At 60.5% G+C, this 24,508-nt stretch carries 19 protein-coding genes and 1 pseudogene; 12 read left to right on the forward strand and 8 right to left on the reverse strand.

Features of this window, described 5'->3' with window-relative positions; translation table 11 throughout:
- Positions 1 to 228: 228 nt before the first annotated feature.
- The 3 genes from ACPDZI_RS19235 (at position 229) to ACPDZI_RS19245 (ending at position 4,242) form a co-directional block, all read left to right on the forward strand.
- Entirely contained in the window at positions 229 to 2,136 is a 1,908-nt protein-coding gene (locus tag ACPDZI_RS19235) for a methyl-accepting chemotaxis protein (RefSeq protein WP_175610323.1), read from the forward strand.
- Between the two features lie 133 nt (positions 2,137 to 2,269).
- Positions 2,270 to 3,916 carry a methyl-accepting chemotaxis protein gene (locus tag ACPDZI_RS19240; protein WP_168967645.1) on the forward strand — a complete coding sequence of 549 codons (1,647 nt, stop codon included), beginning with the start codon at positions 2,270 to 2,272 and terminating at the stop codon, positions 3,914 to 3,916.
- 143 nt (positions 3,917 to 4,059) lie between these two features.
- Positions 4,060 to 4,242: a hypothetical protein gene (locus tag ACPDZI_RS19245; RefSeq protein ID WP_438833635.1), complete on the forward strand. Its 183-nt coding sequence runs from the start codon at positions 4,060 to 4,062 to the stop codon at positions 4,240 to 4,242.
- Between the two features lie 67 nt (positions 4,243 to 4,309).
- On the opposite strand, the gene lpdA is transcribed toward ACPDZI_RS19245, so the two are convergent.
- The 5 genes and pseudogenes from lpdA to ampD all read right to left on the reverse strand — a co-directional run bounded on the left by lpdA (position 4,310) and on the right by ampD (position 12,255).
- Positions 4,310 to 5,737, reverse strand: coding sequence for a dihydrolipoyl dehydrogenase (gene lpdA / locus ACPDZI_RS19250; protein ID WP_011707561.1), 1,428 nt, complete (start codon positions 5,735 to 5,737; stop codon positions 4,310 to 4,312).
- Positions 5,738 to 5,886: 149 nt separating this feature from the next.
- Positions 5,887 to 7,788: a pyruvate dehydrogenase complex dihydrolipoyllysine-residue acetyltransferase gene (aceF, locus tag ACPDZI_RS19255; protein WP_194759158.1), complete on the reverse strand. Its 1,902-nt coding sequence runs from the start codon at positions 7,786 to 7,788 to the stop codon at positions 5,887 to 5,889.
- A 113-nt stretch (positions 7,789 to 7,901) separates the two neighbouring features.
- Positions 7,902 to 10,563, reverse strand: a pseudogene (gene aceE, locus ACPDZI_RS19260) (pyruvate dehydrogenase (acetyl-transferring), homodimeric type).
- A gap of 79 nt (positions 10,564 to 10,642) precedes the next feature.
- On the reverse strand, positions 10,643 to 11,407 hold the full coding sequence (gene pdhR / locus ACPDZI_RS19265) for a pyruvate dehydrogenase complex transcriptional repressor PdhR (RefSeq protein ID WP_011707564.1): 765 nt from the start codon (positions 11,405 to 11,407) through the stop codon (positions 10,643 to 10,645).
- A 275-nt stretch (positions 11,408 to 11,682) separates the two neighbouring features.
- On the reverse strand, positions 11,683 to 12,255 hold the full coding sequence (ampD, locus tag ACPDZI_RS19270) for a 1,6-anhydro-N-acetylmuramyl-L-alanine amidase AmpD (RefSeq protein WP_241871659.1): 573 nt from the start codon (positions 12,253 to 12,255) through the stop codon (positions 11,683 to 11,685).
- 146 nt (positions 12,256 to 12,401) lie between these two features.
- Here ampD and ACPDZI_RS19275 point away from each other — a divergent pair, with 146 nt between their 5' ends.
- The 9 genes from ACPDZI_RS19275 to yacG all read left to right on the forward strand — a co-directional run bounded on the left by ACPDZI_RS19275 (position 12,402) and on the right by yacG (position 20,036).
- A complete protein-coding gene (locus tag ACPDZI_RS19275; RefSeq protein WP_024944772.1) occupies positions 12,402 to 12,872 on the forward strand; it encodes a retropepsin-like aspartic protease family protein in 471 nt (156 codons plus the stop codon).
- A 5-nt stretch (positions 12,873 to 12,877) separates the two neighbouring features.
- Positions 12,878 to 13,735, forward strand: a complete 858-nt coding sequence (gene nadC, locus ACPDZI_RS19280; protein ID WP_438833636.1) for a carboxylating nicotinate-nucleotide diphosphorylase — start codon at positions 12,878 to 12,880, stop codon at positions 13,733 to 13,735.
- 322 nt (positions 13,736 to 14,057) lie between these two features.
- Entirely contained in the window at positions 14,058 to 14,474 is a 417-nt protein-coding gene (locus tag ACPDZI_RS19285; RefSeq protein WP_429045189.1) for a pilin, read from the forward strand.
- Between the two features lie 6 nt (positions 14,475 to 14,480).
- The gene (gene tapB, locus ACPDZI_RS19290; protein WP_146061427.1) at positions 14,481 to 16,187 is read left to right on the forward strand and encodes a PilB family type IVa pilus assembly ATPase TapB; all 1,707 of its coding nucleotides are present in this window, start codon (positions 14,481 to 14,483) and stop codon (positions 16,185 to 16,187) included.
- A 115-nt stretch (positions 16,188 to 16,302) separates the two neighbouring features.
- Positions 16,303 to 17,544 carry a type II secretion system F family protein gene (locus ACPDZI_RS19295; protein ID WP_411637632.1) on the forward strand — a complete coding sequence of 414 codons (1,242 nt, stop codon included), beginning with the start codon at positions 16,303 to 16,305 and terminating at the stop codon, positions 17,542 to 17,544.
- 22 nt (positions 17,545 to 17,566) lie between these two features.
- On the forward strand, positions 17,567 to 18,439 hold the full coding sequence (locus ACPDZI_RS19300; protein ID WP_331414179.1) for a prepilin peptidase: 873 nt from the start codon (positions 17,567 to 17,569) through the stop codon (positions 18,437 to 18,439).
- A gap of 18 nt (positions 18,440 to 18,457) precedes the next feature.
- Positions 18,458 to 19,072, forward strand: a complete 615-nt coding sequence (coaE, locus tag ACPDZI_RS19305; protein ID WP_438833637.1) for a dephospho-CoA kinase — start codon at positions 18,458 to 18,460, stop codon at positions 19,070 to 19,072.
- 37 nt (positions 19,073 to 19,109) lie between these two features.
- A complete protein-coding gene (gene zapD / locus ACPDZI_RS19310) occupies positions 19,110 to 19,832 on the forward strand; it encodes a cell division protein ZapD (protein WP_024945431.1) in 723 nt (240 codons plus the stop codon).
- Between the two features lie 9 nt (positions 19,833 to 19,841).
- Positions 19,842 to 20,036, forward strand: coding sequence for a DNA gyrase inhibitor YacG (yacG, locus tag ACPDZI_RS19315; protein WP_438833638.1), 195 nt, complete (start codon positions 19,842 to 19,844; stop codon positions 20,034 to 20,036).
- Between the two features lie 60 nt (positions 20,037 to 20,096).
- Here yacG and mutT read toward each other — a convergent pair whose 3' ends face one another.
- The 3 genes from mutT to secA form a co-directional block, all read right to left on the reverse strand.
- Positions 20,097 to 20,510 carry an 8-oxo-dGTP diphosphatase MutT gene (mutT, locus tag ACPDZI_RS19320; RefSeq protein WP_438833639.1) on the reverse strand — a complete coding sequence of 138 codons (414 nt, stop codon included), beginning with the start codon at positions 20,508 to 20,510 and terminating at the stop codon, positions 20,097 to 20,099.
- Positions 20,511 to 20,518: 8 nt separating this feature from the next.
- A complete protein-coding gene (locus ACPDZI_RS19325) occupies positions 20,519 to 21,703 on the reverse strand; it encodes a tetratricopeptide repeat protein (protein ID WP_187268971.1) in 1,185 nt (394 codons plus the stop codon).
- Between the two features lie 74 nt (positions 21,704 to 21,777).
- On the reverse strand, positions 21,778 to 24,498 hold the full coding sequence (secA, locus tag ACPDZI_RS19330) for a preprotein translocase subunit SecA (protein WP_323884404.1): 2,721 nt from the start codon (positions 24,496 to 24,498) through the stop codon (positions 21,778 to 21,780).
- Positions 24,499 to 24,508 lie beyond the last annotated feature (10 nt).

Genomic DNA, 24,508 nt, shown 5'->3' on the forward strand with positions numbered 1-24,508 from the left:
CATTGAATCCAGGGCGAGCCAGCTAGGCAGTGAAGCCTACTATAAGGGGCGGCCGGCGAACCGCAACAGTTCGCAGGGGATATCGGCACGCATTGCGACGCTGGCCGCCCATGCGGCGATGTGAGCGCAAACGTAATCCGTCAATAAAGTGGGTCGGCCTATCAAGGGTGACGCCGGGCTGCCGCTAATATGTCCTCAATTCCGTGTTCACACACCCGAGTCACTCCTATGCTTGCAAGCCTGACACTCAAACAGAAAATCCTGGCCACGGTCACCCTGGCCGTGGTGCTCTCCTGCCTGCTGGTTGGCTACTTCAGCCAGCGCTCGGCGCAGCAGCTGATCGAAAACCGCATGTTCGAGCAGGAGCTGCCCAACCTGACCCAGCGCATCGGCAAGGAGATCGAGAAGGATCTCACCTCGGTCGCCGGTGCCGCCAGACAGCTGGCCAACGATCGCTTCGTGCTGGACTGGGTGGCCCGCGGCATGCCCAAGGAGCAGGAGACGATCCTGATCGACCAGCTCAAGGACATGGCAGCCCAGTACGGGCTGGTCACCGCCTCTTTCGCCGATCGCCAGAGCGCCGCCTACTACAACCAGGATGGCTTCCTGCGCAACCTCACCCCGGAGCAGGATGCCTGGTTCTACGGCTACACCAAGAGCCAGCAAGACCTGATGCTCAGCATCTTTCGCGAGAGCAACGGCGAGGTGAAGCTGTTCGTCAACTTCCAGCAGCTCAATGGCCGCGGCCTCGCCGGCCTCGCCAAGTCCCTCGACAGCATGGTCAGCATGCTCGCCAACTTCCGTATCGGCGACAGCGGCTTCGTGTTCATGACCGACGGCAGCGGCAAGGTGAAACTGCACCCCGACGCCAGCCGCATCGACCGTGACAGCCTGGCCCAGCTGGCAAGCGGCAGCGGCAACCTGCTGAACAAGCAGCCCTTTGCCGCCACCCACGCCGAGATCGACGGTCAGCCGGTGGTGCTGGCCAGCAGCTACATTCCGCTGCTCGACTGGTATCTGGTGGCCCAGGTGCCGGAAGCGGAGATCTATGCCGAGCTGGACCGAGCCCGCCTGCACATCCTGCTGGTGAGCCTGGCCATCGCCGCCGGCATGGGGCTGCTCGGCATGCTGCTGGCCGGCTCGGTGAGCCGTCCGCTCAACCAGCTGGCCCGCCTGTTTCGCGAACTCGGCAGCGGCGACGGCGATCTGACCCAGCGCCTCAAGGTGGAGGGGCGGGATGAACTGGCCCAGGTTGCCACCGGCTTCAACAACTTCGTCGCCAAGATCCACGGCTCCATCGAGCAGGTGGCGAGCAACTCTCGCCAGCTCGCCGCCACTGCCAACGAGGTGGCCGCCAAGGCCCAGCTGACCCAGCACAACTGTACCGCCCAGCGGGATCGCACCGTGCAGGTGGCCACCGCCATCCACGAGATGGGCGCCACCGTGAGCGAAATCGCCGGCAATGCCTCGCTGGCGGCCGATGTGGCCAAGCAGGCCAACGAACAGGCCGACGCCGGCGCCCTGGTGGTAGCCCAGGCCCGTCACGGCATCGTCGGCCTCTCCGGCGAGATTGAGCAGGTGGCCGGGGTCATCGAGTCGCTGGCCAGCCAGACCGACTCCATCGGCAGCATCCTCGACACCATCCGCAGCATCTCGGAGCAGACCAACCTGCTGGCGCTCAACGCCGCCATCGAGGCTGCCCGCGCCGGTGAGCAGGGCCGTGGCTTCGCGGTGGTGGCCGACGAGGTGCGCAACCTCGCCAGCCGCTCTGCCGCCTCCACCGCCGAGATCCAGGGCATGATCAACCGGCTGCAGGAGCAGAGCGCCCGCGCCGTCAGCGCCATGGCTCAGGGCCGCAACCAGAGTCTGGAAGTGGTGACCCAGGCTGACGAGGCCAACGGCGCCCTCGGCCAGATCACCGCCCACATCACCCAGATCAGCGACATGAACATCCAGGTCGCCACCGCCACCGAGGAGCAGTCCAGCGTGGTGGGCGAGATCAACCGCAACGTGGAAGACATCAACCAGCTCACCATGGAGACCGCCGACATCGCCCACCAGCTGACCGAGTCGAGCCGCAGCCTGCAGCACCTCTCCGGCGAGCTGGACAAGCTGGTCGGCAACTTCCGGCTCTAAGACTTCTGACATCATAAGGGGCGCTATGGCGCCCCTTTTTGTTGGTCGTTTGTTAACAAAAACTCAAGTTGGCGCCAAATCCGTCGATTTATACTGTGATAATTCACATCGCCATGATCACCAAGGAGAACCCATGCTAGAGGGTAAACTGACAATCAAGAGCCAGTTGATACTGGCTGTCGCCGTGCCCTGCCTGGCGCTGCTGCTGGTGGGCGCCGCCAGCCTTCGCAGCATGGGCGCTATCGAACGACAGGCCACCGAGCTCTACGAGAACACCGCCACCCCCATGCGGGCCATGGCAGAGGTAGTGTCGCGCATCCCCCGCATGCGGGTGGGGCTCGACATGATGCTGCTGCAAGAAACCTCGCTCAAGGATGAAAAAGGGGTGTTGACCCGGGTCAAGGAGACACGGGAAGAGGACATCCCAGAGATGCGCCAGGCCATGCAGCTGGCGGTCAGCGCCCAGGTTGATCCCGCCGCGCGGCAAAATGCCCAGCAGCTGTTCGAACAATTCGAGGCGATGGAAAAGAGTGAGTTGCAGCCCATGCTGGCCGCCATGGAGCAGGGTGACATGGAGAGTGCACGTCGCATCTACAAGGAACGCTACGCGGTGACCTACGGCACCATGCGCAAGAGTGCCAACACCCAGCTCGACGAGCTGATGAAGCTGGCCCAACAACGTCACGCCCTCAGCCAGCAGAGTTTTGCACGGGGCGAAAGCCAGATGCTCGCCATCATAGGCGGCGCACTCGTCATCTGCCTGCTGGTCTCTTTCCTGGTGCTGCGCGGCCTGCGCAATCGCGTCAGCTTCCTGCAGCAGTACATCGGCTATGCCGCCGAACACCTGGCGCTGGATTCCCGTGCCCAGCTGAACGGCAATGACGAGCTGGCGGAGATCACCGTGAGCTTCAACCACTTCGTCGGCAAGATCCACAGCGCCATCGAGCAGGTGGCCCGCAACTCCCACCAACTGGCCGCCACGGCCGACGAGGTGGCCGCCAAGGCCCAGCTGACCCAGCAGAACTGCACCGCCCAGCGCGATCGCACCGTGCAGGTGGCCACCGCCATCCACCAGATGGGCGCTACCGTCACCGAGATCGCCGGCAACGCCTCCCTCGCCGCAGAAGTGGCGAGACAGGCCAACGAGCAGGCGGATGCGGGTGCCGGCGTGGTGGCCCAGGCACGCCACGGCATCGTCGGCCTCTCTGACGAGATTGCACAGGTCGCCGGGGTGATTGAATCACTGGCAACCCAGACCGACTCCATCGGCAGCATTCTGGAAACCATCCGCAGCATCTCGGAACAGACCAACCTGCTGGCACTCAACGCCGCCATCGAGGCGGCCCGCGCCGGTGAGCAGGGTCGTGGTTTCGCCGTGGTGGCCGACGAGGTGCGCAACCTCGCCAACCGCTCCGCCGCCTCCACCGCCGAAATCCAGGGCATGATCAACCGGCTGCAGGAACAGAGCGCACGCGCCGTCAGTGCCATGACCCAAGGCCGCAGCCAGAGCCTGGCCGTCGTGACCCAGGCTGACGAGGCCAACGGTGCACTCGGCCAGATCACCGCCCATATCACCCAGATCAACGACATGAATATCCAGGTCGCCACCGCCACCGAAGAGCAATCGAGCGTGGTGGGCGAACTCAACCGCAACGTGGAGGACATCAACCAGCTCACCATGGAGACCGCCGACATTGCCCACCAGCTGACCGATGCCAGTCGCGGCCTGCAGCAGCTCTCCGGAGAGCTGGACAAGCTGGTCGGCCACTTCCGTCTGTAGCTTTTGGCTGCCTCGGCACGACTGACCAGAGGGCGCTGCGGCGCCCTCTGTCGCCACCACGGCAGGCCGTGACGCAGGGGCTTTTCACCGCCTCCACCCGCCTCTGAAAAGACCCCATAATCAAGAAAATGAGAGGAGGAGTTATGGGCAAGCGGGTGGTGATGATCTTGCTGAGCGGTCTGCTCAGCGCCTGCAGCTGCGGGCCGGTGCGGGTACACGGCGCCGACGTGAGCGTGGACGATACCCGGATCCGGGTCAGCGACGGGGATCGGGGGGGCTACGGTACCTTCTGTCCGCCAGGACAAGCCAAGAAAGGGCGCTGCTAAACCGCCAGCAGACGCTGAAAAACAAAAAGCCGCTCCATTGAGCGGCTTTTTTACAGGCAGAAGCGAATTACTTCTTCTTCTTGGCCTTGGCGTTCGGCAGGTCGGTGATGGAGCCTTCGAACACTTCGGCAGCCAGACCCACGGACTCGTGCAGAGTCGGGTGAGCGTGGATGGTCAGCGCGATGTCTTCGGCGTCGGCCCCCATCTCGATAGCCAGACCGATTTCACCCAGCAGTTCACCACCGTTGGTACCCACGATGGCACCACCGATGACGCGACCGCTCTCCTTGTCGAAGATCAGCTTGGTCATGCCGTCGGAGCAATCAGAAGCGATTGCACGACCGGAAGCCGCCCACGGGAAGGTGGCGACTTCGAAGTTCAGGCCCTGTTGCTTGGCCTCTTTCTCGGTCAGACCAACCCAGGCCATCTCCGGCTCGGTGTAGGCGATGGACGGGATCACTTTCGGGTCGAAGTAGTGCTTCTTGCCAGCGATCACTTCGGCAGCCACGTGACCTTCGTGAACACCTTTGTGCGCCAGCATCGGCTGACCCACGATGTCACCGATGGCGTGGATGTGCGCCACGTTGGTACGCAGCTGCTTGTCCACTTCGATGAAACCGCGCTCGGTCACGGCAACGCCGGCCTTCTCGGCATCCAGCATCTTGCCATTCGGCACACGACCTACGGCAACCAGCACGTTGTCGTAACGGACCGGCTCGGCCGGAGCGTGCTTGCCTTCGTAGGAGACGTACAGGCCGTCTTCGCGAGCTTCAACTGCGGTGACCTTGGTCTCCAGCATGATGTTGAATTTCTTGGCGACGCGCTTGGTGTAGATCTTGACGATGTCTTTGTCGGCAGCCGGTACCAGCTGGTCGGCAAATTCCACCACGTCGATCTCGGAACCCAGGGAGGAGTACACGGTACCCATCTCCAGGCCGATGATGCCGCCACCGATAACCAGCAGCTTGCCAGGAACGGTAGTCAGCTCCAGCGCATCGGTAGAGTCCCATACGCGCGGGTCGTCATGCGGAATGAACGGCAGCTTCACCGGACGGGAACCGGCAGCGATGATGGCGTTGTCGAAGGTCACGGTGGTTTTGCCGTCTTCCCCGGTCACTTCGAGCGTGTTCGGGCCGGTAAATTTACCGAAGCCGTTAACAACCTGTACTTTACGCATCTTGGCCATGCCAGCCAGACCGCCGGTCAGCTGGTTGATGACTTTCTCTTTCCACAGACGGATCTTGTCGATGTCGGTCTGCGGGGCACCGAAGACGATGCCGTGCTCGGCCAGCGCCTTGGCTTCTTCAATGACTTTGGCGACGTGCAGCAGCGCCTTGGACGGGATGCAACCCACGTTCAGGCAGACGCCACCCAGGGTGGAGTAACGCTCGACGATAATGGTATCCAGACCCAAGTCAGCCGCACGGAAGGCAGCGGAATAACCGGCAGGGCCAGCACCCAGTACTACGACCTGGGTTTTGATTTCTTTACTCATCATGACCTCTTTGTCGTTCTTATATCCCCGGACAGCGCAGTCTTAAACCAGAACGAGGCGGCTGCAGCCGTGAAAAAAACGGGGCAAGTTTACAATCCTGTTAACGAAATGAGAAGTAAAAAGGGCAGGCTCTGGGCCCGCCCTCTCACTTACAGGACCAGTCGACGGATGTCGGACAGTACGCCGTTCATGGTGGTGATGAAGCGGGCTCCATCGGCACCATCGATGACGCGGTGGTCGTAGCTCAGGGCCAGCGGCAGCATCAGGCGCGGCGCGAACTCTTTGCCGTTCCACTTCGGCTTCATCTCGGACTTGGAGACGCCCAGGATGGCCACTTCCGGCGCGTTGACGATCGGGGTAAAGCTGGTACCGCCGATGCCACCCAGGCTGGAGATGGTGAAGCAACCGCCCTGCATGTCGGCAGCGGTCAGCTTGCCGGCACGAGCTTTCTTGGAGATCTCGGCCAGATCGCGAGACAGCTCCATGATGCCCTTTTTGTTGACGTCGCGCACCACGGGCACAACCAGACCGTTGGGGGTATCCACCGCCACACCGATGTGGATGTACTTCTTCATGATCAGCTTGCTGCCATCTTCGGACAGGGAGCTGCAGAAGCGCGGATGGGCTTCCAGCGCCTTGGCGGCGGCTTTCAGGATGAACACCAGCGGGGTGATCTTCACATCTGCCTTCTGCTTCTCGAGCATCGCGTTCTGCTCTTTGCGGAACGCTTCCAGCTCGGTGGTATCGGCTTCGTCGAACTGGGTAACATGGGGGATCATGACCCAGTTACGGTGCAGGTTCGGACCAGAGATCTTCTGGATGCGGGTCAGATCGACCTCTTCCACATCACCGAACTTGCTGAAATCGACCTTCGGCCACGCCAGCACACTCATGCCGCTACCGTTGCCAGTGCCTTGACCTGCAGCCGGAGCGGACTCGGCGCGCTTGACCGCATCCTTCACGTAGGCCTGCACGTCTTCTTTGACGATGCGGCCCTTGCGACCGGAGGCTTTCACCTTGGCCAGATTGACACCGAACTCACGCGCCAGACGGCGTACGGCCGGAGAGGCGTGTACGTAGGCATCGTTGGCAACGAAATCGGAGGCGGCAGCAGCCTGGGCAACCGGAGCCGGTGCAGCGGCAACAGGGGCAGCAGCGACCGGGGCGGCAGCCTGAGCAACCGGGGCAGCTGCGGCGACCGGAGCAGCACCAGCCACTTCGAATACCATGATCAGGGAACCGGTGGAGACCTTGTCACCCGCCTTCACCTTGATCTCTTTGACCACACCGGCGAACGGTGCAGGCACTTCCATGGAGGCCTTGTCACCTTCCACGGCGATCAGGGACTGGTCGGCTTCAACCTTGTCACCCACGGCGACCATGATCTCGGTGACTTCGACTTCGTCGCCACCGATATCCGGTACGTTGACCTCTTTGGCAGCAGCGGCAACCGGGGCAGCAGCCACCGGAGCGGCAGCCTGGGCCGGTGCAGCAGCAACAGCAGGAGCGGCGCCAGCCACTTCAAAGACCATCACCAGGGAACCGGTAGAGACCTTGGCGCCGGCGGCAACCTTGATCTCGACCACGCGGCCCGCGAACGGTGCCGGTACTTCCATGGAGGCCTTGTCACCTTCCACGGCGATGATGGACTGGTCGGCTTCAACCATGTCGCCCACGGCAACCATGATCTCGGTCACGTCCACTTCGTCGTCACCGATGTCCGGCACGTGCACGTCTTTGCGAGCGGCAGCAGCAGGAGCGGCGGCCGGGGCGGCTGCAACCGGTGCAGCGGCCTGAACCGGCGCAGGTGCGGCAGCACCTTCGGCTTCGAAGACCATGATCTGGGAACCGGTGGCAACCTTGTCACCCACCTTGATCAGGATCTCTTTGACGATACCGGCGGACGGGGCCGGTACTTCCATGGAGGCCTTGTCGCCTTCTACCGCGATGATGGACTGATCGAGTTCGACCTTGTCACCCACGGCCACCATGATCTCGGTGACTTCAACTTCATCGGCGCCGATATCCGGCACCATAATCTGTTTGGACATTGTGCTTTATCCTCTTGCGTGCATCCGCGTGACCGACTGCTGTCACGCGTCTCTCGCGTTAACCTTTGCAAGGCCGTGCCGGGCAGCGAGTCCCGGCACGACACTTGATCCTCTTACGCGTACAGCGGGTTGACCTTGTCGGCATCGATGCCGTACTTGGCGATGGCATCGGCCACAACCTGCTTGTCGACCTCGCCGCGCTTGGCCAGTTCGGTCAGGGCAGCAACCACCACGTAAAATTCGTTCACTTCGAAGTGACGACGCAGGTTGGCACGGCTGTCGGAACGGGCCGTAACCGTCGGTACCCAGCACGCGGTAGTTCTCGGTCGGTACGAAGGCACGCACCTGATCGGCGAAGGACTTCATGTAGTCGGTCGCGGCGATGGTGGCTTCGGAACCCAGTACCTGAGCGATGTACGGTACGCGAGCATCGGCGTTCGGGTGCAGCATGTTCCAGCGATCCGCGTCCTGACCGTCACGAGCCAGCTCGTTGAAGGAGGTGACGCTGAACACGTCGGAGCCGATGCCGTACTCGCTGGCCAGGATCTGGGCGGCGGTGCGCACGTGACCCAGGATGGAGCCACAGCCCAGCAGCTGTACCTTGGCCTTGGTGCCGGCCACGGTTTCCAGCTTGTAGATACCCTTGCGGATGCCTTCCTCTGCGCCTTCCGGCATGGCCGGCATGGCGTAGTTCTCGTTCAGGGTGGTGATGTAGTAGAAGACGTTCTCCGGCTTCTCACCGTACATGCGACGCAGACCGTCCTGTACGATCACCGCTACTTCATAGGCGTAGGACGGGTCGTAGGAGACGCAGTTCGGGATGGTGTTGGCCAGGATGTGGCTGTGACCATCTTCGTGCTGCAGACCTTCGCCGTTCAGGGTAGTACGACCGGAGGTCGCACCCAGCAGGAAGCCACGGGCTTGCTGGTCACCGGCTGCCCACGCCATGTCGCCGATCCGCTGGAAGCCGAACATGGAGTAGTAGATGTAGAACGGGATCATCGGGCAATCGTTGGTGCTGTAAGAGGTCGCAGCAGCCAGCCAGGAGGACATGGCGCCCAGCTCGTTGATACCGTCTTGCAGAACCTGACCCTGCTTGTCTTCCTTGTAGTAGGAGACGATGTCGCGGTCTTGCGGGGTGTACTGCTGACCGTGCGGGCTGTAGATACCGATCTGGCGGAACAGACCTTCCATACCGAAGGTACGGGCTTCGTCAGCCAGAATCGGGACGATGCGCTTGCCGATGGACTTGTCTTTCAGCATCACGTTCAGGGAACGCACGAACGCCATGGTGGTGGAGATTTCGCGCGCCTGTTCACCCAGCAGCGGACCGAAAGCATCCAGCGCCGGGATTTCCAGCTTGGTGGTACTCTCGCGCAGACGGGTCGGTACATAGCCCTTCAGCGCGGCACGGCGGGCGTGCAGGTATTTGTGCTCTTCGGTACCCTCTTCGATCTTCAGGTACGGCAGGTTTTCCAGCTGCTCGTCGGTGACCGGCAGGTTGAAACGATCGCGCAGGTGACGCACGGAGCCCAGGTCCATCTTCTTGACCTGGTGAGCGATGTTCTTGCCTTCGGCCGCTTCACCCATGCCGTAACCCTTGATGGTCTTGGCCAGGATCACGGTCGGCTTGCCCTTGGTCGCTGCAGCCTTGGAGAAGGCGGCGAACAGTTTGCGAGGATCGTGACCACCGCGGTTCAGGGCGAAGATCTCCTCGTCGGTCATGTCTTTGACCAGCGCGGCGGTTTCCGGATAACGGTTGAAGAAGTGCTCGCGCACGTAGCCGCCATCACGGGACTTCATGGTCTGGTAGTCACCGTCCACGGTCTCGTTCATCAGCTGGATCAGCTTGCCGGAAGTGTCTTTCTTCAGCAGCTCATCCCACTTGCGACCCCAGATCACCTTGGTCACGTCCCAACCAGCGCCGGAGAACAGGCCTTCCAGCTCGTTGATGACCTTGCCGTTGCCGACAACCGGACCATCCAGACGCTGCAGGTTGCAGTTGACCACGAACACCAGGTTGTCGAGCTTTTCACGCACAGCAACGGTCAGGGCACCCTTGGCTTCCGGCTCGTCCATCTCGCCGTCACCCAGGAAGGCGTAAACGGTCTGCTCGGAGCAATCCTTGATGCCACGGTCGGTCAGGTACTTCAGGAAACGCGCCTGATAGATGGCAGCGATGGGGCCCAGACCCATGGAGACGGTCGGGAACTGCCAGAAGTCCGGCATCAGTTTCGGGTGCGGGTAGGAAGGGATACCCTTGCCATCCACTTCCTGACGGAAGTTGTCCAGCTGCTCTTCGGTCAGACGACCTTCGGCGAAGGCACGGGCATAGATGCCCGGGGAGATGTGACCCTGGAAGTAGACCAGGTCGCCACCGTCCTTCTCGCTGCGAGCGCGGAAGAAGTGGTTGTAGCAGACTTCGTAGATGGTCGCGGAAGAAGCGAAGGAAGACATGTGACCACCCAGGTCCAGGTCTTTCTTGGAAGCGCGCAGCACGATCATCATGGCGTTCCAGCGGATGATGGCGCGAATGCGGCGCTCCATCTCCAGGTCGCCCGGGTAGTCCGGCTCTTCGCTGGACGGGATGGTGTTGATGTAATCGCGGTTTGCCTTGGCAGCCACGTCCACACCGCTTGCGCGGGCTTTCTCGGCCAACTGTTCAAGGATGAACTGAGCGCGTTGGGGACCCTCTTCACGCAGCAGGGATTCCAGAGAGGCAAGCCACTCCAGCGTTTCTATCGGGTCCACATCGTTCTTCAGGATATCAGACATGGCTGGTTCCTATTTTGTTGTGATTGCACGGCATTGCACGGCGAAGGGCGCAAGCATTCGACAATAAAGCCTTGTGGGATTAGTTTTCCTGCTGACGGATCCGACGCATGGATCGCTGGATCCGGCTGTCTTCCCTCTGCATATCCAACAAGGTGTCCTCGATAAAGGCCAGGTGCTCATGACAAGCTGCCCTGGCCCGCTCCGGAGCCCCCGACAGGATAGCCTCGATCAGATGCGCGCGATGGCGACGGATCTTGGCGACCACTCCCGGACGGCGATTCAGAATTTCGTTATTGCGTAAAATGTTCTGCTCAAGCATGGGGCCCATGGCCCGCAGCAGATGCAGCAGCACCACGTTGTGGGACGCCTCGGCCACCGCCAGATAGAACTGGGTGACGGCAGCGGATTCGCTGACCAGCGAGCCTTGCTGGCCGGCCTCCTCGATGGCGGACTGCACCTGACGGATGCGCTCGAAATCGGCGTCAGTACCCCGTAACGCAGCATAGTAGGCGCAGATGCCTTCCAGTGCGTGGCGAAACTCCAGCAGGTCATACTGGGCTTCCGGGTGAGTGCTGAGCAGCTCGAACAGGGGATCGGCGATCCCTTTGCTCAAGGCGTTTTGTACGTAAGTGCCGCCGCCCTGACGACGATACAAGAGTCCTCTTGCCTCGAGGCGCTGGATGGCTTCGCGCAGCGAGGGGCGCGACACCTGAAACTGGATGGCCAGTTCCCGCTCGGGCGGCAACTTCTGGCCCGGCTGCAAACTGCCTTCCAGAATCATCTGTTCCAGCTCGGCGACAATGGCGTCGGCCAACTTGGGTTGAGTAATCTTGAGATAGGGCATGAGGCTGCTTTGTTAAATTGGTATTACCAATTTCATGAATGGGGCGAAAATTAGCAGAGGGCATGGGAAAAGTCCACCCAAAAGATGATCTGAATCAAGAATCAACCTTGCCACTTAAGGGGTAAAGAGAGGGATTTATGATTTAGCTCATAGAAATTGGTCAGACCAATATTTTTGACATCGCTCACAGGCAACATTTGATCAACAGCCAGTAAAAATGGCCTGCCATAAAAGCAAGCCATTGTTTTAAAAACACAAACTTATTTTTAGAATAATTACTTAAAGTTGAGTGCCTGACGGTAGCGCGGCCATTCGAAACTGTCACCCGGATCCGTCTTGCGCCCCGGCGCTATGTCGCAATGGCCGACGATGCGATCCGCCGTAATGGCGGGGTAATGGCTAGACAAGGTTCGGCTGAGCCCGACCAATGCCTCATATTGTGCATCCGTGTAGGGCTGCTCATCGGTCCCTTCCAGCTCGATCCCGATGGAAAAGTCGTTGCACGCCTCGCGTCCCTGCCAACTCGATACTCCCGCATGCCAGGCTCTAGCACCAAACGGCACATATTGCACCAGCTCACCGTCGCGCCGGATCAGGCAGTGTGCCGAGACCCGCAGCTGGTGGATACCGGCAAAATAGGGATGAGCGTCGGGATCGAGTCGCCCAAGGAAAAGATCATCGATGAAGGGACCGCCAAACTCGCCAGGCGGCAGGCTGATGCCATGCACCACCAGCAGGGAGATATCGCTCGGGGTGGTCCGCTCGTTGTGGTGCGGTGATGGCACCTTGCGGGCTTGCTCACACCAACCGTCTGAATCAATGGAAAAAACTATTTTAGGCTGAGTCATTGTCTACTCGCTCTGCAATGGGATGGCGAATCTGGCAACACTGGACAGGCAACAAGGCGATCCATCTCTCAGGCTCATCGCAGTCGCCTCATGACAACGGGCAACTGTGGTAGGCTGAGCCATCTTCCGCTGACTCAGGAAAGAATATGCACCCGATGGCACGCCGCTTCTGGTTGCTGGCCTGGCTCTCCCTGATGGGATTGCTGACCCTCTATTTTCATGCCCGCGAACAACCATCAGTCACCGCCAGCGGCGACCTGCTGCTCAAGGCCGATGCCAGCGGCCACTATCGTCTGGAGGGTGCCATCAACGGTCAGCCGGTGCAACTGCTGCTCGATACCGGAGCAACCCGCATTACCGTACCGCAACAGGTCGCTGAGCGGCTTGGCCTGACCGCCCGCGGTAGCAGCCAGGTCAATACGGCAGCCGGCTTTATCCGGGTCGGCAACGGCACCATCGAAACGCTGGCGATGGGACCACTGACCTTGTACGATCTGGCCATCTTCATCAATCCGGCAGCGGCTGGCGACGAGGTGCTGGTAGGCATGAACGCCCTCGGCCGGCTGGAGCTGGTTCAAAAGGAGCGGCAGTTGCTGCTCAGACCTTTGCAGGAATAAAAGGCATGCTACAACAGGACATCCGCCGCGCCGTGCGCGCCGCACTACTCGAAGACTTGGGCGATTCCCTCACCCCGTTGGATCAACCGGATGCCAGCGCCGACATCACGGCTCAGCTGATCCCGGCGGATCGCCTCGCCAGCGCTAGGGTCATCACCCGCGAGGCTGGCGTATTTTGCGGCCAGCCCTGGGTCGATGAGGTGTTTGTCCAGCTTGGTGGCGAAGTCAGAGTTGAATGGCTGGTACAAGATGGCGAAGTGCTCTCCCCCAATCAGGAGCTGTTTCGCCTGCACGGCCCAGCCCGCGTGTTGCTGACCGGTGAGCGCAATGCGCTGAACTTCGTGCAGACCCTCTCCGGAGTGGCCTCTCTTACCGCTCGCTACGTGGCCGAGCTGGCAGATACCGATTGTCGGCTGCTCGATACCCGCAAGACCCTGCCAGGACTGCGCAGCGCCCAGAAGTACGCAGTCACCTGCGGCGGCGGCAAGAATCACAGGATCGGCCTGTTCGACGCTTACCTCATCAAGGAGAACCACATTCTCGCCTGTGGCGGCATCTCTGAAGCAATCAACGAAGCCCGCCGTCTCAACCCGGGCAAACCGGTAGAGGTAGAAGTCGAATCCCTGGTCGAGCTGGAGCAGGCATTGGCTGCAAGCGCCGACATAGTGATGCTGGATAACTTCGACATTCCCATGATGCGCGAGGCGGTTGCCCTCAATCAGGACCGGGCCAAGCTGGAGGTATCTGGCAACGTCACGCTGGATACCCTGGCTGACTATGCCGCCACCGGCGTCGATTTTATCTCGGTCGGCGCACTGACCAAGCATGTCCGGGCCCTGGATCTCTCGATGCGATTTATCTAGCCGAAGAGGCATCATCATGCCCCCATCTTGTCGCGGACATATAACAAGATGAAGGACTTGCAAAAGGCGCCACGGGCGCCTTTTCTTTAAGGCAGGATCCCTCGGCAAAGGAGTGTGAGATGGACCCATCCCCGCCAGTAAAAAAGAGTCGATAGGGACTCTTTATCCATGATTTATATCAAATTTTTCGCAAATGACAGAAAGATCGTTAACAAAGACCCCGACCTCTGTTGCCAAGCCAAACAGCTCGGATAAGATACTGACGTGTGGATAGTTTTCCACCGGCACTTCCCAGGAACCAAGGACAAAAAGGATATTTGAAATGAAGAAACAATCAGGCTTTACCCTTATCGAATTGATGATCGTGGTCGCGATCGTCGCCATCCTGGCCGCAGTTGCACTGCCGGCTTACCAGACCTATACCCAAAAAGCCAAATTCACCGAAGTTGTATCTGCAACCGGTGCTTTTAAAACTGCAATCGAGGTCTGTTACCAAACTGGTGGTGACATGTCATTGTGTGACCAAAACAGCAGCGGGGGTATTCCATCTGCAGCAGGCGCCAGCGGGTATGTTAGTGGTGTGACTGTCGGTACGGGGGCAGCAAGTGCAGCCCGCATTACTGCAACCGGTGTATCTCCTGTAGCATACACATATATTCTTGACGGCACAGGTAGTAACGGCCAGGTAACTTGGGCAGTCGTAAGTAGTTCAACCTGCATCGCTGCTGGTGTTTGCTGATATAGCATGACCTCCAGCCCGAATAGCGGCCTGGCATTAAGCCTGGCCGCCTCTTCCCTGCTCAGTGAGTCCGACTCACAACGCTATCTGAGCCAAGCCAAGGCCCAGCGCAAACCTTTTGTGACCTTTCTCATCGAAAACGAAATCCTCGATAGCAAGGCACTGGCTGACTTCTGCGAGCTAGAGTATGGGGTACCTCTGCTGGATCTTGCTGCCTTCGACCTGGCCGAGATCCCGCAGAAATACCTCAATCAGAAGTTGATTGAAAAACATCACGTCCTGCCCATCTACACTCAGGGCCACACCCTCTATATCGCCATGTCGGATCCTACCAATGTGTCGGCACTGGAGGACTTTGGCTTCAGCTTCGGGTTGCACACCGAGGCTCTGCTGGTCGAGGAGAACAAGCTGACCGCCGCCATCGGCAAGCTGATGGAGAGCGATCAGGATGCCCTCGGCATGGAGGACATCGACGAATCCGAGATTTCCGAACTGGAGGTGTCGGATGAGGGGTCGCGACTCGACGAGAGCGTCAATACAGCTGACGATGACGCCCCCATCGTCAAATACATCAACAAAATCATGATGGATGCCATCAAGCGCGGTGCCTCTGACCTTCACTTCGAGCCCTATGAGACCAAATACCGCATCCGCTTTCGGATAGACGGGATCTTGCATGAGATAGCAACTCCACCGGTCAATCTGGCCAACCGCTTCTCGGCACGCCTCAAGGTGATGGCACGGCTCGATATCGCCGAACGGCGACTGCCCCAGGATGGTCGCATCAAGCTCAAGCTGTCGCGCAACAAATCGATGGATATGCGGGTCAACACCCTGCCCACCATGTGGGGCGAAAAGATCGTTATCCGTCTGCTCGACTCCTCCGCTGCGCGCCTCAATATCGAGCAGCTCGGTTTTGACGATCGGCAGAAGGCGCAATATCTGCGTGCTCTCTCTAAGCCTCAGGGCATGATCCTGGTGACCGGCCCGACCGGTTCTGGCAAGACGGTTTCACTCTATACCGGCCTCAATATTCTCAATACCACCGAGGTCAATATCTCCACCGCCGAAGATCCGGTGGAGATCAACCTGCCCGGCGTCAACCAAGTGCAGGTCAATCCCAAGGCAGGGCTCACCTTCGCCAGCGCCCTGCGTTCTTTCTTGCGCCAGGATCCCGATGTGGTCATGGTGGGTGAAATCCGGGATCTGGAGACCGCCGAAATTGCCATCAAGGCCGCCCAGACCGGCCACCTAGTGCTCTCCACCCTGCACACCAACTCGGCGGCGGAAACGCTGACCCGGATGATGAACATGGGGGTGCCCGCCTTCAATATCGCCTCCTCGGTCACTCTGATCATGGCTCAGCGGCTGGCGCGTAAACTGTGCGATCACTGCAAAGCCCCCGAAGTGGTGCCAGAGGCTGAGCTGCTTGAGCTGGGTTTTACCCAGCAGCAGCTGGCCGCGGGCTTGCGGCTGTTCAAACCAGTTGGCTGCAAAGAGTGCTCGGGTGGGTACAAGGGCCGGGTCGGCATCTACGAAATCATGCTAATGTCTGAAAATATCGCAAAATTGATCATGCAGGGGGCCAACTCTCTGCAGATTGCCGCCATCGCCCAGAAGGAGGGCATGCGCACCTTGCGCACCTCTGGCCTTGAGAAGGCCCGCCTTGGGGTGACCAGTCTGGCGGAGATAAACCGGGTAACAACCAACTGACAGAACCTTTCGCTCAGCCGATTCATCCAGGTGCCGCCGGCCCTGGCGATTTCCATCAGGCCGAGGCTGCTTCTCCTCATGAAGAGCAACCCGAGCCCCATTGCAGGACGCAGTGATGGCAACGCTAACCCAGAAACAGAATGCCCCCAAGAAAGTCTTCGCCTTTCGCTGGAGCGGGGTGAACCGCAAGGGCCAGAAGGTCTCCGGTGAATTGCAGGCCGACAGCATCAACACGGTCAAGGCAGAGCTGCGCAAACAGGGTGTCAACGTCACCAAGGTGAGCAAGAAGAGCCAGGGGCTCTTCTCCAAGGGCGGCGCCAAGATCAAGCCGATGGACATCGCCGTCGTCTCCCGCCAGATCACCACCATGCTGTCAGCCGGCGTACCTCTGGTACAGAGCCTGCAGATCATCGCTCGCAGCCACGAGAAGGCGGCCATGCGTGAGCTCATGGGCCAGATTGCCGCCGATGTGGAGACCGGCACCCCCATGTCCGAAGCGCTGCGCCGCCATCCCCGTCACTTTGACGATCTCTACTGCGATCTGGTGGAGGCTGGCGAACAATCCGGCGCCCTGGAGACCATCTACGATCGCATCGCTACCTATCGCGAGAAATCGGAAGCCCTCAAGTCCAAGATCAAGAAAGCCATGTTCTACCCCACCATGGTCATCCTGGTGGCCATTGTCGTCACCTCCATCCTGCTGCTGTTCGTCATTCCTCAGTTCGAGGACATCTTCAAGAGCTTCGGCGCCGAGCTGCCCATCTTCACCCAGTTCGTCATCGGCATCTCCCGTTTCATGCAGAACTGGTGGTATGTGATCTTTGGCGGCATAGCGCTCACCATCTTTCTCTACGTGCGCGCCTGGCGCGCCTCCCAGAAGGTCAAGGACAACACCGACAAGTTCGTACTGACCATCCCCGTGGTCGGCATGATATTGCACAAGGCCGCCATGGCGCGCTTCGCCCGCACCCTCTCCACTACCTTCTCCGCCGGTATCCCACTGGTGGATGCTCTGATCTCTGCGGCAGGCGCCTCTGGTAACTATGTCTACCGCACTGCCGTCATGGCCATTCGTAACGAGGTGGTGGCCGGCATGCAGATCAACGTGGCTATGCGCACCGTCGATCTGTTCCCGGACATGGTGATCCAGATGGTGATGATCGGCGAGGAGTCTGGCGCCATCGATGATATGCTCTCCAAGGTCGCCACCATCTTCGAACAGGAGGTAGACGACTTGGTCGACGGCCTCACCAGCCTGCTGGAGCCTCTCATCATGGTGGTGCTGGGGGTTCTGGTCGGCGGCATGGTGGTCGCCATGTATCTGCCCATCTTCAAACTGGGATCGGTGATCCACTGATCCCCCATCAATCCGAGACTCAATGTTGATTATCACTGACGTTTTTCACAGCCTGCCCTGGCTCTATTTCTCGCTGGTATTTCTCTTTTCCCTGATGATCGGCAGTTTTCTCAACGTGGTGATCCATCGCCTGCCCATCATGCTGGAGCGGGAGTGGCAGGCCGAATATCTCGGCTATTTCAATCCGGAAACACAGCCGCAGCAGGAAGAACGCTACAACCTGATGGTGCCGCGCTCTGCCTGTCCCCATTGCGGCCACGCCATCACGGCCATGGAGAACATCCCCCTGCTCAGCTGGCTCTGGCTCAAGGGGCGCTGCCGTGAATGCCAGGCCCCCATCTCGGCCCGTTATCCCCTGGTAGAGCTGCTGACGGCCCTCCTCTCGCTGGTCGTCGCCGCAACATACCCACCGGGCTGGGGCTTACTGGCCGCCCTGCTGCTCACCTGGGTACTGGTGGCACTCACTTTCATCGATCTGGACAAGATGCTGCTGCCGGACCAGCTGACCCTGCCACTGCTGTGGGGCGGTCTGCTGTTCAATCTGACTGGGGGATTTGTACCGCTGGCCGATGCGGTGATCGGTGCCATGGCTGGCTATCTGGTGCTCTGGAGCCTCTACTGGGCCTTCAAGCTGCTGACCGGCAAGGAAGGGATGGGCTATGGCGACTTCAAGCTGCTGGCGGCGCTGGGCGCCTGGCTCGGCTGGCAAGCACTGCCCATCGTGTTGCTGCTCTCTTCGCTGGTTGGCGCTTTCATCGGGATTGGTCTCATTCTGCTGCGCAACCATCATCAGAACAAACCCATCCCCTTCGGCCCCTATCTGGCCATCGCCGGCTGGATCGCGCTGCTGTGGGGCGATACCATCACCCGCTGGTACCTCACGACGTTTCTCTGACCAAGGCAACACTGACCCATGTATGTAGTCGCAATCACCGGCGGAATTGGCAGCGGCAAGACCACGGTTGCCAATCAGTTTGCCGAGCTCGGCATCGAAGTAGTGGATGCGGACATCATCGCCCGCGAGGTCGTAGAGCCCGGTACCCCGGCTCTGGCCGCCATTGCTACCCATTTTGGCCCAGAAGTCATCACCCCCGATGGCCAGCTCGATCGCCGTCGGCTGCGTGAGCGGGTCTTCACTGACCCGCAGACCAAGAGCTGGCTCAACGCCCTGCTCCACCCCCTCATTCGCACCGAGATGCAGCGCCAGTGTGCCGCCGCTCGCTCCCCCTATTGCTTGCTCGTAGTGCCCTTGCTGGTGGAAAACCGGCTCACGGCACTGGCCAATCGGGTACTGGTGATCGACGTGGACGAAGCGACCCAGATTGAGCGTACCTGCCGCCGGGACGGCGTGAGCCATGAACAGGCCCAAGCCATCCTGGCCGCCCAGGCAAGCCGGGCCGAGCGACTGGCGGCAGCCGACGATGTGCTGGACAACCAGAATGGCACGCCCGAGGCGATAAAGAGCCGAATTTTAGCACTGCACGAGACATATCTGGCATTTGCCTCTCAACAAGCCAGCCAACTGTGAGTACACTAGGCCGGTTTATGGCTGGCCAGGATTAGGCATGATTTACGATTTTCCCCTCAATGAAAAAAGCCGGACCTATCTTCGTCTGGAGTCCCTGTTTTCCCAGATCCGCGACAATCTGGAAAGCGACCAGTCCTGGGCACATATCGCCTTTTTCAAGGGTCTGTTTGACCTGCAGGAGCTGCTGGAACGCGGCGACCTGCGCGCCGATCTGATCAAGGATCTGGAGCGCCTCGGCCAGCGCCTGAGCCACTGGGCCAGCTTGCCCGATGTCGACCTGGAGCAGATCAGCCAGATGCAGCAGGAGAGCGCCCAGCTCTCCCGCAACCTGCTGAGTGCCCCGCGTCCCGGTGCCCGCCTGAAAGAGGATCGGCTGCTCGGCTCCATTCGCCAGCGCTTCTCCATTCCGGGCGGGTTGTGCGCCTTCGACGTGCCGCAACTGCACCACTGGCTCGCTACCCCTGCCATCGCCCGTCATCAGCAGATGCAGCTGTGGCTGAGCGACATCAATCTGTTGATGAACGCCATCTCCCTGCTGCTGCGGCTGTGGCGTGAGTCCGGCAACTTCAGCGAGCAGGTTGCCGTCAACGGTTTCTTCCAGGATACCGCCGAGAGCGCCGAGCTGATCCGCATCCGTCTGACCGGCACCCAGCAGTGCTACCCCACCCTGAGCGGCCACAAGAACCGGTTCGCCCTGCGTTTCCTGCCTACTACGGAGCAGCAGATCGGTGATGTCCCCTTCCAGCTTGCCTGCTGCTGAGGAGTATTCATGGTGACCAAAGTAAAGTGCCCGACCTGCCAAACCGAGCTGGAATGGGGCCCGCAAAGCCCGTTTCGGCCGTTCTGCAGCAAGCGCTGCCAGCTGATCGATCTCGGCGAGTGGGCCGACGAGGAGAAGCGGATCCCGGGGGAAATAGACCCGGAGCTGCTGCCCTACCCCGAAGAAGGGGAGCTGTGGCAGTAAGCCAGCAAACAAAAAGGGCCGATACGGCCCTTTTTGTTTTGGTATGCACTGCGGCTCACATCAGCCCTGTGCGGCCAGCGATGCCTGCAGGCGCGTCACAATCGGGCCATTGGCGTCGGGGAAGTGGTACTCGTGCAGCGAAGCCAGCGGCACCCAGCGACACTCCTGCCCCTCCTTGCCAAACGGCTCGCCGCTGAAGCGGGTCACCTTCCAGATATCCAGCAGCACCTGCTTGTCCGGGTAGTCGTGATGCAGTTCCATGAAGGGGGCGCAATCCTGTACCCGGATCCCGATCTCTTCCCACAGTTCGCGATCCAGCGCGGTAAGCAGATCTTCCCCGGCTTCCACCTTGCCGCCAGGAAACTCCCAGCGATCCCCCTGATGGCGATCGGTGGAGCGCTTGGCGATAAAGATATCGCCCCGTTCGTTCTCGATGACGCCGACCGCCACCCAGATCCGTTTCTTCTGTTCCATCATTGTCCTCAACGTAAACACGGCAAACGAGCAATCCAGGGCGCCAGCCGACGGGCCTGCGGCTCCCTTTGTGCCGTAAAGATATCCTGCCCCACATGCTCGCTCCCGCCAGGGGCGGGCTGCGGCCAGGGTATGGCGCCTGGCGGCGTGAAGCAGCGATCGTGCACCAGACAGCTCTGCGAGAGATAACCCCAGAGCCGGTCGCGCAAAAACCATTGATCGATGTTCGGCGTCTCCATCACGTCGGGCTGATAGCCTTCGAGCAGGGGGGACAACGGCGGCAATACGCCAGCCACCCCGCCCCACATCCCTGCCAGCACCAGGTCGGTATGGCTCCACCAGTCGCGCATGATATGAAACCAGCGCGTCGATGCAAGCCACTCCTGCACTGCCAGTCGCTCGCGCACGCCCGGCACCGAATCCACATCCCGCACCAGGAAGCGCCCCACCAGTGGATCATTGGCCACCTGGAAACGCCAGCACAGACGCTGTCGCAAAGGCTGACCGGCAGGTTGCAACAAGAGCTCGACCCCCAGTTCGCGCAGCGCAGCGAGCAACTCGGCCGGCACGCTCTCATCCACGTAGAAACGCACCCGCCAGCCCGGGTAGAGATAGGCCGCCGCCAGCACGTTGTCGATGGCCCCCCGCAGATAGCGGGGCTCGCTGCCCCACAGGGAAAAAGCGATGACATCCGGCTTGCGACTGCCATCGGCCAACCAGACGGCCGGTTCTGCCGCAGGCAATGACCAGGATGGTGGCGCCTTGCCCGCTGACCGGGCCTTCAGGGTCAGTGAGCGAGTTCCCGCCTGGGCAGCCTCATCGTGGCGATCCAGCCTGGCCAACGAGGCGCAGAGGGCGTCCAGCGCGTGGAAATCGTCGGGGACGCGCTGCAGCAGAGTTTGCAAGCGTGTCACTGCCAGCTCGTACTGACCAGCCCGCGACAGACAAGCGCAGAGGTTGCGCAGCACCTCGTCATTGCCGGGTTCGGCCTTGTGGGCCATCTCCAGCACCTGCGCCGCGGAAGCCGGGTCATCGCACAGAAAGAGGTAATAGGCAAACTGCAGCTGCAAGGCAATCGGCTTGGCCGCGCTGCCGTTGAGCCGGGCCAGCAGTTGCTGGATGGCAACCTGGCGCTGGCCCGCCAGCCAGCTGTTGTGGGCAGTAGTATCCCATCCTGTCGGCATCTTGCTCATCGCACGGCTCTCCTTCTTTGCCTGCCGGAAATGAATGCACCGCCCGGAGGCGGTGCATCATCGTCATTGCGCTATCAGGTCAACTGACCGTGGCAGTGCTTGTATTTTTTGCCTGAACCGCATGGGCAGGGGTCATTGCGTCCCACCTTCTGCTCATCCCGCACGAAGGTAACCGGGGCCGCTTCGGCCTGGGCCTCGTCGTCAGCCAGCTGGTTGTCGGCCGCGGCATGGGTGTAGGTGCGGGGAGCGGCTTCGGCCTGCTGGCGCTGCTGCTCTTCCATCGCCTCCACATCGCGTTCCTGAACCTGTACCCGGCTCAGGATGCTGACCACGTCGCGCTTCAGGGTTTCCAGCATCTGGGTGAACAGATCGAAGGATTCGCGCTTGTACTCCTGCTTGGGGTTCTTCTGGGCGTAGCCGCGCAGATGGATACCCTGACGCAGGTGGTCCATGGCCGCCAGGTGCTCTTTCCACAGGCCGTCCAGGGTTTGCAGCATCACCGCCTTCTCGAAGTTGCGCAGCACCTCTTTGCCGACCAGCTCTTCCTTGTGGGCATAGAGCTTGGTGGCTTCATCCAGGATGCGCTCGCGCAGCTTCTCTTCATAGAGCTTGTCGTCTTCCGCCAGCCACTGCTGCAACGGCAGATCCAGCGCGAAGTCGGACTTCAGACGGGCTTCCAGGCCCGGCACGTCCCACATCTCTTCCAGGGACTGCGGCGGGATGTACTCGTCGATGATGGCGCCATAGACATCGTCACGGATGACGTGGATGGTCTCGGAGATGTCGCTGGTGTCCAGCAGCTCGTTGCGCTGCTCGTAGACCACCTTGCGCTGGTCATTGGCCACGTCATCAAACTCCAGCAGGCTCTTGCGGATATCGAAGTTGCGGCCTTCCACCTTGCGCTGGGCATTTTCGATCGCCTTGGTCACCCACGGGTGCTCGATGGCCTCGCCCTCTTCCATCCCCAGCTTCTTCATCATGCCGGTGACACGATCGGAGGCGAAGATCCGCATCAGGGTATCTTCCATGGAGAGGTAGAAACGGGAGGAACCCGGGTCGCCCTGACGACCGGAACGGCCGCGCAACTGGTTGTCGATACGACGGGATTCGTGGCGCTCGGTACCAATGATGTGCAGACCGCCGGCGGCCAATACCGCATCGTGACGCACCTGCCAGGACGCTTTCAGCTCGGCGATCTGTGCCTCGGTCGGGTTCTCCAGCTGGGCGATCTCTGCCTGCCAGTTGCCGCCCAGCACGATGTCGGTACCACGACCAGCCATGTTGGTGGCGATGGTGACGGCGCCAGTCTGACCTGCCTGGGCGACGATCTCCGCTTCCATGGCGTGGAACTTGGCGTTCAGCACCTTGTGCGGGATGTTCTCCTTGGTCAGGATGCCGGAAAGCAGCTCGGAGTTCTCGATGGAGACGGTACCAACCAGCACCGGCTGGCCGCGCTCGACACAACCGCGAATGTCTTCGATGATGGCGGCATATTTCTCGTTGGCGGTCAGGTAGACCAGATCGCCCATGTCTTTGCGCACCATCGGTTTGTTGGTCGGGATAACCACGGTATCCAGGCCATAAATTTGCTGGAATTCAAAGGCTTCGGTATCAGCAGTACCCGTCATGCCCGCCAGCTTGTCGTACAAACGGAAGTAGTTCTGGAAGGTGATGGAGGCCAGGGTCTGGTTCTCGTTCTGGATCTTGACCCCTTCCTTCGCCTCGACCGCCTGGTGCAGACCATCGGACCAGCGACGGCCCGGCATGGTACGGCCGGTATGCTCGTCGACGATGACGATCTCGTCCTTCTGGACGATGTAGTCGACGTTGCGCTCAAACAGGGTGTGAGCGCGCAGGCCGGCGTTGACGTGGTGCAGCAGGCTGATGTTGGTGGCGGAGAACAGGGAGTCGTCCTCGGCCAGCAGCCCCTCTTTCTTGAGCAGCTCTTCCACGAAAATCTGGCCGTTCTCGGTCAGCAATGCCTGGCGGTTCTTCTCGTCCACCGTGTAGTGGCCGTCGCCGGTGTACTCTTCAGAGTCTTCCTTGTCCTGCTTGACCAGCAGCGGGATCAGCTTGTTGACGCGGATATAGAGCTCGGAGCTGTCTTCAGCCGGGCCGGAGATGATGAGCGGGGTACGGGCTTCATCGATGAGCACCGAGTCCACCTCATCCACCAGCGCGTAGTTGAGCGGACGCTGCACGCGCTGCTCGGGCGAGAACGCCATGTTGTCGCGCAGGTAGTCGAAACCGAATTCGTTGTTGGTACCGTAGGTGATGTCGGCGGCGTAGGCGTCACGCTTCTGGGACGCGTCCATGCCGGGCACGTTGCAGTCGACTGTCATGCCGAGGAAGGCGAACAGCGGGCGGTTCGCCTCGGCGTCACGCTTGGCCAGATAGTCGTTCACGGTCACCACGTGCACGCCGCGACCGCTCAGGGCGTTCAGGTAGGCCGGCAGGGTCGCGGTGAGGGTCTTGCCTTCACCTGTCTTCATCTCGGCGATGCGGTTGGAGTTCAGCACCATGCCACCGATCAGCTGCACGTCGAAGTGACGCATGCCGAACACCCGGCGAGAGGCTTCACGCACGGTGGCAAAGGCCTCCGGCAGTAACTGCTCCAGTGTCTCACCCTGCTCCAGACGCTGACGATACTCGGCCGTCTTGGCCTGCAGCTGTGCATCGGACAGAGCTTCGAACTGAGGCTCCATCGCATTGATCTGTTTTACAATTTTGCGCAGAGCCTTGAGCGTTCTGTCGTTCCGGCTGCCGATAATCTTGGTAAGCAGTGTGCTAATCATGGGTACCAAC

Origin of the sequence: Aeromonas oralensis, assembly GCF_049665575.1 — a bacterium.
Classification (GTDB): domain Bacteria; phylum Pseudomonadota; class Gammaproteobacteria; order Enterobacterales; family Aeromonadaceae; genus Aeromonas; species Aeromonas hydrophila.

Excerpts from the sequence above, each read along its gene's own strand:
- ACPDZI_RS19235 (WP_175610323.1), top strand. The coding sequence starts at position 229 with ATGCTTGCAAGCCTGACACTCAAACAGAAAATCCTGGCCACGGTCACC.
- ACPDZI_RS19240 (WP_168967645.1), top strand. The coding sequence starts at position 2,270 with ATGCTAGAGGGTAAACTGACAATCAAGAGCCAGTTGATACTGGCTGTC.
- ACPDZI_RS19245 (WP_438833635.1), top strand. The coding sequence starts at position 4,060 with ATGGGCAAGCGGGTGGTGATGATCTTGCTGAGCGGTCTGCTCAGCGCC.
- lpdA (WP_011707561.1), bottom strand. The coding sequence starts at position 5,737 with ATGAGTAAAGAAATCAAAACCCAGGTCGTAGTACTGGGTGCTGGCCCT.
- aceF (WP_194759158.1), bottom strand. The coding sequence starts at position 7,788 with ATGTCCAAACAGATTATGGTGCCGGATATCGGCGCCGATGAAGTTGAA.
- pdhR (WP_011707564.1), bottom strand. The coding sequence starts at position 11,407 with ATGCCCTATCTCAAGATTACTCAACCCAAGTTGGCCGACGCCATTGTC.
- ampD (WP_241871659.1), bottom strand. The coding sequence starts at position 12,255 with ATGACTCAGCCTAAAATAGTTTTTTCCATTGATTCAGACGGTTGGTGT.
- ACPDZI_RS19275 (WP_024944772.1), top strand. The coding sequence starts at position 12,402 with ATGCACCCGATGGCACGCCGCTTCTGGTTGCTGGCCTGGCTCTCCCTG.
- nadC (WP_438833636.1), top strand. The coding sequence starts at position 12,878 with ATGCTACAACAGGACATCCGCCGCGCCGTGCGCGCCGCACTACTCGAA.
- ACPDZI_RS19285 (WP_429045189.1), top strand. The coding sequence starts at position 14,058 with ATGAAGAAACAATCAGGCTTTACCCTTATCGAATTGATGATCGTGGTC.
- tapB (WP_146061427.1), top strand. The coding sequence starts at position 14,481 with ATGACCTCCAGCCCGAATAGCGGCCTGGCATTAAGCCTGGCCGCCTCT.
- ACPDZI_RS19295 (WP_411637632.1), top strand. The coding sequence starts at position 16,303 with ATGGCAACGCTAACCCAGAAACAGAATGCCCCCAAGAAAGTCTTCGCC.
- ACPDZI_RS19300 (WP_331414179.1), top strand. The coding sequence starts at position 17,567 with ATGTTGATTATCACTGACGTTTTTCACAGCCTGCCCTGGCTCTATTTC.
- coaE (WP_438833637.1), top strand. The coding sequence starts at position 18,458 with ATGTATGTAGTCGCAATCACCGGCGGAATTGGCAGCGGCAAGACCACG.
- zapD (WP_024945431.1), top strand. The coding sequence starts at position 19,110 with ATGATTTACGATTTTCCCCTCAATGAAAAAAGCCGGACCTATCTTCGT.
- yacG (WP_438833638.1), top strand. The coding sequence starts at position 19,842 with ATGGTGACCAAAGTAAAGTGCCCGACCTGCCAAACCGAGCTGGAATGG.
- mutT (WP_438833639.1), bottom strand. The coding sequence starts at position 20,510 with ATGGAACAGAAGAAACGGATCTGGGTGGCGGTCGGCGTCATCGAGAAC.
- ACPDZI_RS19325 (WP_187268971.1), bottom strand. The coding sequence starts at position 21,703 with ATGAGCAAGATGCCGACAGGATGGGATACTACTGCCCACAACAGCTGG.
- secA (WP_323884404.1), bottom strand. The coding sequence starts at position 24,498 with ATGATTAGCACACTGCTTACCAAGATTATCGGCAGCCGGAACGACAGA.